The sequence below is a fragment of the Alteribacter salitolerans genome, from assembly GCF_016901055.1.
Taxonomy (GTDB): domain Bacteria; phylum Bacillota; class Bacilli; order Bacillales; family Salisediminibacteriaceae; genus Alteribacter; species Alteribacter keqinensis.
Map to the genome: position 1 here is coordinate 59,963 of NZ_JAFEUX010000004.1, position 13,721 is coordinate 73,683.

A 13,721-nucleotide genomic window follows, 5' to 3' on the forward strand; every position below is an offset into this window, starting at 1 on the left:
AGCGGATGAAATATACGCAGACTCCTGCGGGATTAAAAGAAGCCACTGAAAAAGTACAAAACAACTTTTTCAGTGCCTTCGATGAAAAGCAAAGGTGAGATACCGCTGTGACGAGCCTTTACTTCATGACAATGCGACGAGTTGCTTCGACCCAGACAGCTGCAAAGGTTAGCTGGCAGAGGAAGAAGCAGGTATGCTGGAGGAGGGTAACCCGCTTCCCGCGGGAAGCGAAGTATATTTCAGGAGCGATTTATTTGTACCGCAAATGATCCGTTCGGATGCTCGTTGGCTAAAAAACTTCTGTCCCAGCCTCTATAAAGATGGATGTATCCAATTACCTTATTTCCCGAAAATGGACTGTGGGTCTGACTGCGATTCCCGCATGCTGGAGATGAGCCGCCCCACACTGTGCTGTATTTTTCAGAGCCAGTCGAAAGAGGTCTGGTGTTAATCCATAAAGAATTCGTCTTCTTCGTCTTCTTCGTCTTCTTCGTCTTCTTCGTCTTCTTCGGTTTCTTCCTCTCCGGCGCTTTCTTCGTTTTCTTCTTCCGTTTCGTACTCAGTTTCATCACCGGTATCTCCCTGCTCCGCTGCAGGTTCATCCCCGCTTCCGAGCTCCACACTTAAGTGCTGGCCCGACGTCACTTCTGTCCCCGTAGGCACACTCTGGCTTATAACAAAGCCGCTGCCGTCTATGGTAACTTCCATATCCGCCAGACGGGTCCAGGCATGTACCTGCCTTCCGGACCAACCAGACATGTCCGGAATGAGGAATTCTTCCTCATTTGTCCTCATGAATACTTTCTCATAAGGGAGAATGGACATTTCCGGGTTAGGGAACTGGGAGATGACTGTGTTTCCTTCCCCGATAATAACGGGATCGAGCCCGTAATTCTTCAATGTTTCTTCTGTTTTTTCAACGGATTCACCACTGAAGTCTTCCATAACAATACCAGCTTCCTCCACATGCTCTTCTTCCACACTTTGAGGAGTGATGTTCAGGTACTGAAGACTTTGCTGCATGACAGGTTTGAATACTTTTGACACCGGCATGGCTCCAGTTTCGTGCAGCTCAATATCAGGGCGATCCACGGCAACATAGACAATTACTTCAGGATCATCTGCCGGTGCCATTCCCATAAAGGAATATATGTGATTCCCGTGGCCTGTAAGCCTGCCAGGTCCGTCAGGGTTATTAATCTGTGCTGTACCTGTCTTACCGGCGATATCAAATCCGTCAATGGCGTATGGCTGCCCTGTTCCTGCTGATGAAGAAACAACCGTTTCAAGAAGACCGAGAACTTCCGCTGCCGTTTCTTCTGATATCGGTTCACCGACAACTTCAGGCTCAGTCTCAGAAACAATTTCACCTGAGTCTTTGTCATAAATTTTGTCAATTACGTAAGGTTTCATCATCTTACCGCCATTTGCAATAGCTGTAGCTGCCTGGACCTGCTGAATCGGAGTAATCGCCGAACCTTGTCCGAACGCGGTAGTGGCTGCATCAATCGGTCTGAAATCAGCGATGGAGCTGCCTGATTCGTTAGGAATATCAATCCCTGTAGGTTCTCTCAGCCCAAAGGCATCTACATAGTCAAAGAAGGTGTCCGGGGTGAGCTTTTCAAGTGCAAGTTTTGAAAAGGCAACGTTTGACGATCGCTGGAATCCTTCATCATAGGTGATTTCCCCCCAGCCTCTCCCGCCGTTATGGTCCGGAATACGGTCCGGACCGATCTGATACGTACCGGACTGGTAGAGTTCGTCGCCGTTGTAGACGCCTTCTTCAATCGCTGCTGCAAGGGTCAGTGCTTTAATGGTTGACCCCGGCTCAAACCGGGAGCTTACAGCATAGTTTGTGTAATTGCTTATAGATTCATAGTTGTTCGGGTTAAAGCTCGGCCGGTTACTCATAGCCAGTATTTCCCCAGTCTTCGGATCTGCAACGATACCGATCATCCGTTCCGGAGAATATTCCTCATCCACCTGAGAAAGAGCTTGTTCAAGTACCATCTGAATTTTCTTATCGATCGTTAAGTACACGTCGTTCCCATTTCGGGCCGGATTAATCAAATCCTCTGTATTAACTAGAGCCCGTCCAGCACCGTCTCGCTGATATGTGATTGATCCGTCTTCAGAACTAAGGTATTCATCAAGACTCTGCTCAAGACCCATTCTCGCTACGCTCATATCACGCTCGGTATATCCGATGAGGTGAGAAGCGAATGTCTGATTCGGGTAATAGCGCTTTGGATCCTTTCTGAAAATGATGCCGTCGATTTCAAGTTCCTCCAGGGCATCCTTTTCTTCGACACTTAAGTATCTCGCACCAGGGATCTCCACCTGCACTAAATCCTGAGAAAGACGTTCTGCAACTGCATTCGTATCGAGATCGAGGACTGAGGTGATTTTTGCCGCCGCTTCCTGCGGATCACTTACATAGCTGCCATAGCTGTCGTCAAGCACAGCAATAAGCGTATAGGATGCCACCTCTTCGGCAATTGCTTCACCTTCCCGGTCAAGTATCGATCCCCTCTTCCCTTCAATGGTGTGAGTCTGTGACCACCTTTGTTCAATAAGCGCCCGGAGGTCCTGCCCCTGAACTTCTTTCGCTGCCTGAATGTAGACAAACCTTCCGAATACAATACTGATAAAGAAAAGGAAGATTCCGAGAACCCATAGGGCACGCACGGTAATCTTCCTGTTTTTTGTAACTTCCATTTCACAACACCCGCTTATTAATCCTGATTTTGGATTACTCTTACATTTTGATCATTCAATTCCATGCCAAGCTCCGCCTGGGCAATATGGAGAATGCGGTCAGGTTCAGACAAGTCCTTCACTTGCAGGGAAAGACCTTCATTCACACTCGACTGCTCCGTAATGCTACGCTCTGTTTTCTGAATTTCGTGGTTTGCAATATAAATCGTAGCATAGTTTGATAACATCACGTAAGCCGCAAAAACGACAGCAAGAAATGCCAATGGATAAATGATCTTCTCTCCCCGTGTAATCCCGCCTTTAAAAACACGCTGTTTTTTCTGTTTCAGCTGTCTTTCAGGCTGGTGCAGCGGCTGCTGAATTTGCTGTTTTGCAAGGCTCATAGTTATACCCCTCCCAGTTTCTCTTGTCTCTTTTTTTATCTCTTTTTTATATCTTTTTCTCTTTTGGCCCTTTTAGGCCTCTATGTTGACTTCTGCTACTTGTACTCCCTTTCCACAGGCGGCTGGGAGACTGCTATGCGCTTTTGAATTCTCTTTCACGATCACGGTATTTCCCCACGAGTGTTACTCATATGCTCCAGTCAACAACGGCCTTTAACACGTCAATTCTTTTCCGCAACTCTCAGCTTTGCTGATTTCGCCCTTGAATTTCTTTCCAGTTCCGATTCGTTCGCAAGAATTGGCTTTCTTGTTACGAGTGTCAGTTCAGGTTCAAATCCTTCAGGAATGACAGGAAGTCCTTTAGGCAGCTCCGGCATAGCACTTCTCTCTTTGAACACTTTCTTGCATAAACGATCTTCTAATGAATGAAACGTAATGACGGCCAGCCGGCCTTTCGGTGCTGTGAGGTCAATTGCATCCTTCAGAGCTTCTTCAAACACGGTCAGTTCATCGTTGACAGCGATCCGGATTGCCTGGAACGTCCTCTTTGCCGGGTGCCCGCCTTTTCTTCTGGCAGGAGCCGGTATCGCATCCTTTATGACGTCTACAAGCTCTCCCGTCGTCTCAATCGGCTTCGCCTCACGTGCAGCTTCAATCTTCCGGGCAATGTTTTTGGCAAATCGTTCTTCACCATACTGGCTGATGATTTTCATCAGATCCTGGAAAGACCATTCATTTACAACTTCATATGCTGATAATTCCCGGGTCTGATCCATTCTCATATCCAGCCTGGAATCAAAGCGATAGCTGAATCCTCTGTCCGCCTCATCAAACTGAGGGGATGAAACACCAAGGTCGAACACAAATCCGTCCACGTTCGTGATGCCGAGGTTATGGAGTTCTTCTTTCAAATGGAGAAAATTCGAACGAACAAATGTGATACGTTCCCTGTAAGGTGATAATCGTTCTTTGGCAAATTCAAGTGCCCGATCATCCTGATCAAAACAAATCAATCTGCCACTTTCCCCCAACTGCTTCACAATCTGCTCACTATGGCCTCCGCCTCCCAGTGTACAATCAACATAAATCCCGTCAGGGCGGATATTAAGGCCATTAACCGTTTCTTCTTTAAGTACCGTTTCGTGTTCAAACATTTCTACACCTGTCCTTTAACTGCTTGTACAACCTTGCGTATATCTATTACAAGTCAAAATCTACAATGCCTTCGGCTATTTCTGCAAACGAGTCTTCTGATTCAGCAACATATTCTTCCCAAATCTCTTTACTCCATATTTCCACACGGTTTGAGACACCGATAATTACACATTCCTTCTCTAACTTTGCGTATGAACGGAGAACAGAAGCAATATTCGCACGCCCCTGTTTATCCAGTTCACATTCAGTAGCACCGGAAAAGAAGAATCGTGTAAAGGCCCTCGCATCTTTTTTTGTGAATGGCAAGGTTTTAAGCTTTTGCTCTAAGTGTCTCCATTCTTCTTCAGGATAAACAAACAAACATTGGTCTAACCCTCTTGTAACTACGAAGGAGGAACCGAGATTCTCACGGAATTTAGCAGGAATTATCATCCTGCCTTTCTCGTCAATATTATGGCGATATTCTCCCATGAACATCCCGGCTCACCCCCTCCCCCACTTCTTAATACTAATCTACCACATCCCCCCACTTTCCTCCACTTTCTTTTGAAAAAAGTTTTTAAACTGTAATAATCCCTCTGTCTGGACTTAGTCAAAATCCTTTGATAATGCTGTTTGACAGTGTTTACAGGGGCTGGTGGGGGATTGTGGGAGGAATGGTGGGAGAGCGTGGGGGATTTCTGGAGGGGTTAAAACAAAGGCGTTTTTTTGAAAAATGGAGCTGGTTTGTGGTGCGAAGTGGGGAGGGTTTTTTCAGAATATTTTTTTCAGGCGTCGGTTGTTCAGGATAACTGAGAATTTGTCAGACCACCATTGTCCAAAGATAAAATGAATTTCCCAAAGCACCTGAGCGAAAACCAACACTTGAATTTAACAATAATCAACTAAAAACCGGCATCAAAAGGAAATTCCTTTTGATACCGGCTTTGTAAAGTCACTATTTTTGTAAAATCACTATAAAATAACAACCGTATGCTTCTTTGGGTCGGGTCCGTTTTCCAAGACCCGGGCAGTGAGCTGCCTGATCACATCTGTGCCATAGCCATTCAGAAACGGAAGAACATTAATCGTCCGTTCCTGAAGTCCGTCCTGCGGGCGCAGAACCGTGTTAACGTAATTAAAATGATTCATTGACGGTGCAAGGGTCCGGTTTACCTGCCTGTCAACCTGGCGTTTATACCGATCCAGGACACCTTTGCCCATCCTTTGAAAACGCTCATGATCCACATCCGTTGAAGCGTGCTCCCGAAGATTGGCTGCCATTTTCTCCATGAGCGACTCAAACTCTTCTTCCGCTTTTTCAAATACCGGGTCATAATCAGCCGGCCTGTTCCAGCCATACCACTCGTCTCTTTTTTCGGAAGCTCCCTGTTCAATCGTTTTCCTGATGGAAAGGTCCCTCTTTCCAGCACGCTTTAATGCCCCTCTGTCAACAAGGGTAAACTGCATTCTTGGAATGAGGGGCGGGATCTTAAAATCAAACTCCCGAAAAACACTGCTCAGCGTCCCCCAGTATTTAATTTCACCTGCTCCTGAAATAAATCCGAGAACCGGAAGAAGCCATTCCTGCATTACAGGCCGGGAGACAACGTTATTACTCAGTTTAGCCGGATCTGTTTCAGCAATATGATGAAGCTCGTCTATCGTCCAGGATCTTGTCTTTTCTTTATTCGTAAATGCTCCTTCCCGGTCATCACTGTATAGAAGCGTTCTCTCATTGTGATCATCGAGAAAAAGGTGGGAGAGGCGCGGATCAATTGAAACAGGCTCACCAAAGCCGGCAGTTTTAAACCGTTTAGCCTGCTCTTCAAAAGCCAGACGTAATTTTCCATTCCGTTCGATCAGTTCATTGAAGAAAGGTCTCTCCAGCTTACGGACCGCTTCATCCTGGGCATCCATCAGAACGATCCCTGTTCCTTTAAAGAGGTGGTGAATCAGCTTCCCGAAAAAATCAACATAAGTTTTGGATTCATCGATCAGCTTTCCCCAGTCGGAAGCGATTATTTTTGTATCCTGGGTTTCCTGCAGGTGACGGATCGTACTCAGAAGGACCTTCTTCGCTTCTTCACGATTGAGGTTCCTGTTCGAGGCAGGTATTTTCAGATCGTTCCTTTCCTTCATAGCAAAGCGTTTCAGGTCCTGTTTATAGTAAACAAAGATATGGTTGATCTCATCAATATCGTGATCTTCTCCGGCAATCCAGAATAATGGAATGACCGGGACCCCGAGATCCTTTTCTGCTTTATCTGCATGAGCAAGTATCGAGATCACTTTGTGGACCGTATAAAGGGGTCCCGTAAATAAACCGGCCTGCTGTCCTCCGACAATCATCAGGGAACGCTCACTGGTTAATTTCCCGATTTGAGTGAAGGTTTCTTCACCTGCTCCCATCTTTTTATTAAAAGAATAAAGAACGTCCTTTAACGAACCACGGTTAAATGACCGGGCAGCCAGTTCTTTTGCCCGTTTTTTAATACTTTCATCATCATAACCGTAATCGTAAAAGGACATAAGCCGGTCGTCTGCATTTATGTATTCATCTAGGAACGGGTTCAAACCCCGTACATTTTCGTATTGGATATGCATAGGTAACAACCTCTCGCCTTCAACATTTCAGATATAACGACTCTTATTATAGCAAAATTTAAAAAGATCACCAAAGAAACAGTCTCCGGTGGGCTACGCATACATTTTCGCAGCAAAACCTACAAACATAAGCACGAAATGAAGAACGAAGAAGAGAACAAACTGAAAACGCCAGACACCTTTCATTATTCTTATAAACTGAACATCCGTATACATCCGCCAGTGGGCAATGGTAAACCCGATGGCAGTAAGAAAGAGCAGTGCAAGAACGTATCCGATTAAAGAAATACCCCAGATTTCCAGGATAAAGAAGTGCACAGAAAGAACAAAAAAGATCAGGCTGACATCTACAGCAACTTTAAGAGCAAAGACTTTATTACGCGTTACTTTAACACTGATAAGATAGACAAGATAAAGGCCGATCAGCGGCACAGTAATCAATGTAGCTATGAACCCTGCCAATAAATTACCGATCATCGTCATAACTCCTTTCAACCCCTTTTATTGAATGATGAAGAAAAGACACCAAGGGCATTGTGACTTGTCTTTTTTCCGCTAATGACAGGAGGTAACCGGTAATAGCATCAACTTCCGTCTCGCGGCCGAGACGAATATCCTCGTGCATGGATGAATGATTTTTTCTTGTATTTACGATTACCCGCTCCACCGTCTCCCACTTGAATGGGATCACTTTGGTTACTTCGTTAAATACAGCACGGGCATTTTCCTTGAATAATGGATTATCCAGGAGAGATCCGTTTTTAACCTGATAAAGGGCAGTGAGAGGGTTAATGACTGCATTTACTGCAAGCTTTTCCTCCATTAATTTTTCAATGTTTTCTTCACAGGAGCTAAAAAACCCTGCTTCCTGAAGTTTTTTCATCAAAAATTCTACAGTTTCACTTTCCCCTCTCCAGGAACCTGCCTTCCACGTGCCTTTTCCCGTATGAATGACGCCTTCATAATCGGTCGATCTTTTTGCGCCGTGTGTAAGTACACTTCCATAGAGCGGTGCATCCTTTATAGAAACCTGTGCTTTTTCCATATGACCCATCCCGTTGAGGGCAAAAATAACCGGTACCTTTATTCTCTTCTTTGAAAGAATACCGAGAACTTCATCCAGGTGCAGCTGTTTAACAGAAACAATCACTGCGTCAAGCCCTTCCGTTGTCCAAGATGATATCGGTTTAGCCGACAGACCTCTTGAGAGTGTTTCAGGGTTGTCCTGATTACTTTGTATAAGAGTCAGCCCGCTATGATTGAGCCGTATGGACTGCTCCTCACGTTTTGTAAAAAGACTGACTTTAATTCCTGCTTTCAGGGCAAAGGCAGACAAGAGCATTCCGACAGCCCCAGCCCCGATAACCGCAACCTTCATACCGCACACCTCCACTGCACCGGAACCTTTTAATTTTCAATCCGGGACTTTTACTCCATTGATTTTATCATAAATTCCATCTGTGCACGTTTTTACCTTTTTCTCGGTAAAGATTTCATGAAAGTTATAAAAATATATAGATTATTCAGTCGACATTATAGTAGAATATAAAGTAATCGATATGTTGGAGGGACAGCTATGGTTGATATTCAAGAAGTTAAGCGCTTACGTATAAACTTTAAAACCCTGGAGGAATTCGAGAACTTCCGTGAGTATGGCTTGCAGGAGTTGTCTATGAAAGAGGATCTGCAGGGAAACATCATTGATAACGACAGTGAGTCACCTTTCTATGGTGTCTATTACGGGGATAAGCTCGTAGGAAGAATGAGTCTTTATAAAGTAGATGCAAAATATGACCGGTACTTTGAGCCGCCTCAGGAATACTTCGAGCTGTGGAAGCTGGAAGTTCTGGAGCCGTATAAAGGCCGCGGTTTCGGTAAACAGCTTGTTGACTACGCAAAATCACTCGGCCTTCCTTTAAAAACAAATGCACGCCAGCGTTCCGACACTTTCTGGGAAAGAATGGGCTTTGAGCCTCTCACCTACGATACAGACCGTGACCGGGGCGAGAACCCATACGTTTGGTTTCCGCAAGGGGTAAAAGAACAAAAGCCGGAATAACACTGAAGCTTTCTGAAAACGCTTAAATGAAAATTCATCAAAAAAGAACGGTAAGGTGCGAAATACCTGACCGTTCTTTTTTAGTGGACTTAAGACGGAGACGAAGCGGTCGTTCTGTTTCGCTTCGCTGCACGCTCCACTACGTTAATCATCAGCTGATAATCATTTTTAATGAGTTCATAATCGTCTTTCATTTTTGCGAGCTCCTGACTGAGCACTGCATTTTCCTGCTTTAACGCTTCAATGGCTTCCATAAATTCCTCTGGTTCAGAAACCCCGCCATTCGTTTCAATGCATTTTTTCTGTTCGTGCAAAAACGTGATCACTTCATCAAAAGCTTCTACAACACTTTTCGAAGCCCCGTTGTCCGCTTCAGTCCGGTTTTCCGTCGCCTCTGCGAACCGCACTCCAGGTTCACTGTTTTTCACTTTCATCGTTTTTCTTTGTTTCTTAGCAAGCTGGATTGCTGTATCGTATTTTTTCCTGATCGCTGAATTCCACCGGAAACCGCACGCAGCCGGGGTTCTCGAAAGCTTATGACCAACTTCCTCAAAAGCCGCGAGCTGGGTGCTGCCTTCCCTTATGTGACGCAAAACCACCTCTGCCAATGTCAAGTCTTCATCGCTGTTCCAAGCATCCTGGCGTACCAATCGTCCGACCCCTCCTTTACTCTTCTCAATCGTTCATCCTAACTATATGCAGATGATAGAAGAGATAGACTCTTTTCTCTTATTTTCAGTATTCACCGATTATCGGTGAGTATACAAAAGGCCGGCTGCGGGGAGGAAGTACATAATAGGTGAACTTTGATAATAATTCTTGAGGGCTTCATCAATTTATGCTTCGTTGAAGGGAAGATACTCGGACTCGTCCCGAGCCATTCCATCAAGCCTTCTTCTACATGAAGTAAAGCTCGTCACTGCAGGGTGTCGTCTGTCTTACACTTCCGCAGGAGTCTCGCACCTGGATTGTTGCTAATTTCCCTTTCTATAGATTACAGGAAATAAAGGCAGTATCGGTGTGCCGGCAAGCCTCCTCAAGCTAGAGCGAGGACACTGAAAAGTGTCCATTTTTTTAAAATAGGCTCTGTTAAAGGCAGATGTTGATTTTCGCTCCTTTGGCTCCCTTTCCGCGGAGGCGCCGGTGAGCCTCCAGGAGGTTTATTCCTGCTTCTTCCTCTACCAGTAACGCTACGCAGATATGTGCGTCGAAACAACTCTCAGCTTACTTTTGGTGCGACCGCTCGTTGCTCCAACAGGAGTGTCGCCCAGTCGCTGCAATCAATGATCTTTTATATCAACAATAACTTGTAACACATCATAATAAACATAGCCCATTTATAAGCTGTTTTTGCGAAAAAATAGCATAAAAAGCTGACATTCATTTCGGATTTTGACTTTTCAGTGGCCTTCTAGAGCTTTACGGAGTCTTGTCTGGCCCTCACGGCCATAGGAATCTCAGGCACTGTTGCTTCATTACCTTTTTCAGCAAAAGCAACAATCTTTGCTAAAACAGCCCTGAGCAAAGAAAAACAGACCGTTCCCTTACGAAGGCACTGAAAAAGTTCGGTTTTAAACTTTTTCCAGTGCCTTCTTCCCTTACCGGCCTGTTTTTGATAGAAAGGCGTTAACAGCATAGTGGTGTTCGTCTTTTGCCCACAGTTTTGCACAAGCCTTTACTTCTTTATCGATATCGTTAAATAATGTATCTCTTTCTTTTTCTGTTCTCACAGCCTCTTTATATGCTCCGAGAACACTTCCAGAAACCCCATTCCACTTGCTGAGCCATTCCATAAGTTCACTCTCACTATTCAAAACCGCCTGAATCCAGCCCATATTCAGTCCCTCTTCTGCTGTAAAAAGGCGGGCTGTCGTAAGCAGCGTCAAAGCCTGCAGATAAGGAACCTTTTCTTTAAGAAGACTCGCTCCTCCCCAGCCGGTTGTAATCTGGAGTCTTCCTTGTATAAAGCCTGTTTTTGCTCCAGGATCCGCCACTCTGAAGTCACACGCTGCAGCAAGTTCGCACCCGCCGCCGACAGCATGACCGTTTATGTACGCAACAGTGAGATACGGCAGTGCAGCAATTCTTTTTAGAAGACGGCTCATAGGTACAAGCATTCCGAGAGCTTCATCCTCCGTTTTCAGGGAATGAAATTTACCGAGGTCCCCTCCGGAACAGAAAGCACTCCCTTTTCCTGTGAAAACGAGAATTCTCGTGCCCTTATCCTCTTCCAGCTTATCAAAAATCGCATTAAGTTCGTTCATGACGTCAAAATCGACCGCATTTTTGACTTCAGGTCTGTTTAGGGTAATCTTTGAAATACCATTCTTCTCATAAGACAAAATCACCTTTTTCAAAATACCGCCCCCCTGCATTGATTATGCTCATCCCTGATCAGAGGGTCAGACCCTCTGATCAGGGATGAGCATAGTTTTAACTTTGGGAGTGAAGTCTGTAATCCTTCACTTTCATCAACATTTGGATTAGAAATCACTACTACATACGTCCCGGGATAAAAAAAGGCAGGGAGGAAATGGCATCCTCCCTGCGTCAATTACGACCATTATTTGTTTACAACGTCTTTTCCTTTGTAGGATCCGCAAGCTTTACATACACGATGGGAAAGCTTAGCTTCACCGCACTCCGGACAATTTACCATGCCAGGTACGCTCAATTTGATGTGCGTACGACGCTTGTTTTTACGGGTTTTACTCGTTCTGCGAAAAGGTACTGCCATGACTGACACCTCCTTGAATATTCGTTCAATAGATAAAGCACAAACTTGGTTACTTGTCGAAAAACTTCTCCAGGTCTTTCAGCCTTGGATCGACCTTTTTTGCCTGTTCCTCGGAAGAGACCATTTCCCAGTCTTTCCCTTCGGCAGGTGCAGGGCCTTCCTTAGCTTCACTGAAAACCTGCATCGGCTTTTCAAGCAAAATACGTTCTTTTACGTAAGGCAATAAATCTACCGTGTTATCTTCCAACTCATGAACGTCATCTTCCTCTTCGAAGGTGGCCCATTCTTCCAACTTGAAAATCTCGTTGGCTTCGATTGAGAAAGGATACTCAACATCATTCAAAGTCCTTGCACACGGAAGTGTCATTGACCCGTCAATCTGCAGACGAAACGTCACAGAATCCCGGGCAAAGACGGCTTCGCCTTTCACGTGAACCGGGGTGATTTCCCGGATTTCACGATCTGTCGTTTTTACATCCGAAACATCAACCGATTCGTCGATGTGTAATCCTTTTTCCTTATAGGATAACAACTGTTGAACCGACCATTTCATTCTTTTTCACCTCAAGACAACAAATGTTATTATATCCTTGCAAAAATCGTTTGTCAAGGTAACTTCTTTACATCGTACTGATTTTTTATCATTTACGAAATCCCATCATAGCAAACATTTAATCAAAATAAAACGATTGACCACAGTATTTCACCTTCCCCGTAAAAAAACGGTTTAAACCAGCCTGTTTTTTGCTTATCCTTATAAATAGACAAGTTTTAACATGAAAACCCGTTTTGTCTCGGTTATCCTTACACTTATCCCAACATTCAGGAGGTACTTCCTTTGAAAACAGTCGGACTTGTTGTTGAATATAACCCTTTTCATAATGGACACTTGTATCACCTTACTGAATCCAAAAGAGTAACAAACGCGGACGCGGTCATCGCGGTGATGAGCGGATCGTTTCTTCAGCGTGGTGAACCGGCCCTTGTCGATAAATGGGCACGGACGAAGATGGCTCTTCTCGGAGGCTGTGATATTGTGATTGAGCTTCCTTACCTTTATGCGGTCCAGCATGCAAGCCTCTTTGCCAGAGGTGCAGTGGCGGCTCTCGATCAGCTCAAAGTTGATACCGTTGCCTTTGGCAGTGAAGACGGCAGCATTGACCGGTTTCAGGAAACAATCAGGTTTATGGAGCAGAATAAGGCGTCCTATGAAAAATATCTTCACCTCTATTTACAAAAGGGCTTTAGCTACCCGAGAGCGTCGAGTGCAGCCTACAGTGAAATCAAGCCCCCTGCCTTTAACGGGGTCGACTTGAGCGCACCCAACAATATTCTCGGAATCCAGTACTGCGAGGCGGTTAAAGATCTGGAGAGCTCTATCACGCCTTATACCATCACGCGTGAAAAAGCGGGCTATCACGACCCGGAACCGGGGGACAGTGCTATTGCCAGTGCCACTTCCATTAGAAACAGGCTCCTTTCGGAGGAGTATTCCCTTGATGATGTCCGTCCATTCGTACCGGAAACAACATTTGACGTCCTTAAGGAATTTTACAAAACTCACGGCCAGTGGCATCAGTGGAACGATTATTTCCCTTACATCCAGCATCAGCTCATTACTAAGTCCCCAAAAGAGCTCGGGTTGATTTATGAAATGGAGGAAGGGCTTGAATACCGGTTTAAAAAAGCCGTTACGAAAGCCGGTGACTTTGAATCGTTTATGGATTATGTAAAAACGAAACGCTACACACGAACGAGGCTGCAACGCTCTTTGGTTCATCTTCTTCTCGGAACCACAAAAAAGCAGGCCGGAGAGCTTGTTCATCCTCTCAGACCTGAATACATCCGGGTTCTCGGGATGAGTGAGAACGGCAGGAATTATCTGAATGGGATAAAAAAGGAGATTGACGTTCCCCTTATTTCCAATGCCAGTAAAGGTGACAGCATCCCTGCCCTGGAAAAAGATATTCAGGCTGCGACTGTCCACTATCTCCCCCTTGTTCTCAGGGGCACCGGTTCACCTGTAAGGGAATATACAGCTCATCCAATTAGGGTAAATAAAAACGAAGAAGCCTCCATTTAA

At 45.1% G+C, this 13,721-nt stretch carries 13 protein-coding genes; 2 read left to right on the forward strand and 11 right to left on the reverse strand.

All coding sequences use genetic code 11. The features are described from left to right. Positions 1 to 447 precede the first annotated feature (447 nt). From JSY36_RS08895 to JSY36_RS08925, 7 genes are all read right to left on the reverse strand, one after another. Entirely contained in the window at positions 448 to 2,718 is a 2,271-nt protein-coding gene (locus JSY36_RS08895) for a penicillin-binding protein (protein ID WP_205166115.1), read from the reverse strand. A 17-nt stretch (positions 2,719 to 2,735) separates the two neighbouring features. Continuing rightward, positions 2,736 to 3,101 carry a cell division protein FtsL gene (gene ftsL, locus JSY36_RS08900; RefSeq protein WP_205166116.1) on the reverse strand — a complete coding sequence of 122 codons (366 nt, stop codon included), beginning with the start codon at positions 3,099 to 3,101 and terminating at the stop codon, positions 2,736 to 2,738. 221 nt (positions 3,102 to 3,322) lie between these two features. Next, entirely contained in the window at positions 3,323 to 4,255 is a 933-nt protein-coding gene (gene rsmH / locus JSY36_RS08905) for a 16S rRNA (cytosine(1402)-N(4))-methyltransferase RsmH (RefSeq protein WP_205166117.1), read from the reverse strand. Positions 4,256 to 4,301: 46 nt separating this feature from the next. Further along, on the reverse strand, positions 4,302 to 4,733 hold the full coding sequence (mraZ, locus tag JSY36_RS08910) for a division/cell wall cluster transcriptional repressor MraZ (protein ID WP_122897210.1): 432 nt from the start codon (positions 4,731 to 4,733) through the stop codon (positions 4,302 to 4,304). Positions 4,734 to 5,210: 477 nt separating this feature from the next. After that, positions 5,211 to 6,842 carry a bacillithiol biosynthesis cysteine-adding enzyme BshC gene (bshC, locus tag JSY36_RS08915; protein ID WP_205166118.1) on the reverse strand — a complete coding sequence of 544 codons (1,632 nt, stop codon included), beginning with the start codon at positions 6,840 to 6,842 and terminating at the stop codon, positions 5,211 to 5,213. Positions 6,843 to 6,935: 93 nt separating this feature from the next. After that, on the reverse strand, positions 6,936 to 7,319 hold the full coding sequence (locus JSY36_RS08920) for a DUF3397 domain-containing protein (RefSeq protein ID WP_236784699.1): 384 nt from the start codon (positions 7,317 to 7,319) through the stop codon (positions 6,936 to 6,938). After that, positions 7,309 to 8,220, reverse strand: a complete 912-nt coding sequence (locus JSY36_RS08925; protein ID WP_205166120.1) for a 2-dehydropantoate 2-reductase — start codon at positions 8,218 to 8,220, stop codon at positions 7,309 to 7,311. The genes JSY36_RS08920 and JSY36_RS08925 overlap by 11 nt, the downstream gene beginning before the upstream one ends. Positions 8,221 to 8,418: 198 nt before the next feature. Here JSY36_RS08925 and JSY36_RS08930 point away from each other — a divergent pair, with 198 nt between their 5' ends. Next, the gene (locus JSY36_RS08930; RefSeq protein WP_122897214.1) at positions 8,419 to 8,901 is read left to right on the forward strand and encodes an N-acetyltransferase; all 483 of its coding nucleotides are present in this window, start codon (positions 8,419 to 8,421) and stop codon (positions 8,899 to 8,901) included. Between the two features lie 89 nt (positions 8,902 to 8,990). Here JSY36_RS08930 and JSY36_RS20670 read toward each other — a convergent pair whose 3' ends face one another. The 4 genes from JSY36_RS20670 to JSY36_RS08950 form a co-directional block, all read right to left on the reverse strand. After that, positions 8,991 to 9,551, reverse strand: coding sequence for an RsfA family transcriptional regulator (locus tag JSY36_RS20670; RefSeq protein WP_205166121.1), 561 nt, complete (start codon positions 9,549 to 9,551; stop codon positions 8,991 to 8,993). Positions 9,552 to 10,499: 948 nt separating this feature from the next. Beyond that, a complete protein-coding gene (locus JSY36_RS08940) occupies positions 10,500 to 11,249 on the reverse strand; it encodes an enoyl-CoA hydratase/isomerase family protein (RefSeq protein WP_336511475.1) in 750 nt (249 codons plus the stop codon). A 215-nt stretch (positions 11,250 to 11,464) separates the two neighbouring features. After that, positions 11,465 to 11,638 (reverse strand): 50S ribosomal protein L32, encoded by a 174-nt coding sequence (gene rpmF, locus JSY36_RS08945; RefSeq protein WP_026690012.1) that lies wholly within the window; start codon positions 11,636 to 11,638, stop codon positions 11,465 to 11,467. Positions 11,639 to 11,687: 49 nt separating this feature from the next. Further along, positions 11,688 to 12,191 carry a YceD family protein gene (locus tag JSY36_RS08950; protein ID WP_122897217.1) on the reverse strand — a complete coding sequence of 168 codons (504 nt, stop codon included), beginning with the start codon at positions 12,189 to 12,191 and terminating at the stop codon, positions 11,688 to 11,690. A 285-nt stretch (positions 12,192 to 12,476) separates the two neighbouring features. Here JSY36_RS08950 and JSY36_RS08955 point away from each other — a divergent pair, with 285 nt between their 5' ends. Next, positions 12,477 to 13,721, forward strand: a complete 1,245-nt coding sequence (locus tag JSY36_RS08955; protein ID WP_205166123.1) for a nucleotidyltransferase — start codon at positions 12,477 to 12,479, stop codon at positions 13,719 to 13,721.

Excerpts from the sequence above, each read along its gene's own strand:
- ftsL (WP_205166116.1), bottom strand. The coding sequence starts at position 3,101 with ATGAGCCTTGCAAAACAGCAAATTCAGCAGCCGCTGCACCAGCCTGAA.
- JSY36_RS08895 (WP_205166115.1), bottom strand. The coding sequence starts at position 2,718 with ATGGAAGTTACAAAAAACAGGAAGATTACCGTGCGTGCCCTATGGGTT.
- JSY36_RS08930 (WP_122897214.1), top strand. The coding sequence starts at position 8,419 with ATGGTTGATATTCAAGAAGTTAAGCGCTTACGTATAAACTTTAAAACC.
- rpmF (WP_026690012.1), bottom strand. The coding sequence starts at position 11,638 with ATGGCAGTACCTTTTCGCAGAACGAGTAAAACCCGTAAAAACAAGCGT.
- bshC (WP_205166118.1), bottom strand. The coding sequence starts at position 6,842 with ATGCATATCCAATACGAAAATGTACGGGGTTTGAACCCGTTCCTAGAT.
- mraZ (WP_122897210.1), bottom strand. The coding sequence starts at position 4,733 with ATGTTCATGGGAGAATATCGCCATAATATTGACGAGAAAGGCAGGATG.
- JSY36_RS08925 (WP_205166120.1), bottom strand. The coding sequence starts at position 8,220 with ATGAAGGTTGCGGTTATCGGGGCTGGGGCTGTCGGAATGCTCTTGTCT.
- JSY36_RS08950 (WP_122897217.1), bottom strand. The coding sequence starts at position 12,191 with ATGAAATGGTCGGTTCAACAGTTGTTATCCTATAAGGAAAAAGGATTA.
- rsmH (WP_205166117.1), bottom strand. The coding sequence starts at position 4,255 with ATGTTTGAACACGAAACGGTACTTAAAGAAGAAACGGTTAATGGCCTT.
- JSY36_RS08920 (WP_236784699.1), bottom strand. The coding sequence starts at position 7,319 with ATGATCGGTAATTTATTGGCAGGGTTCATAGCTACATTGATTACTGTG.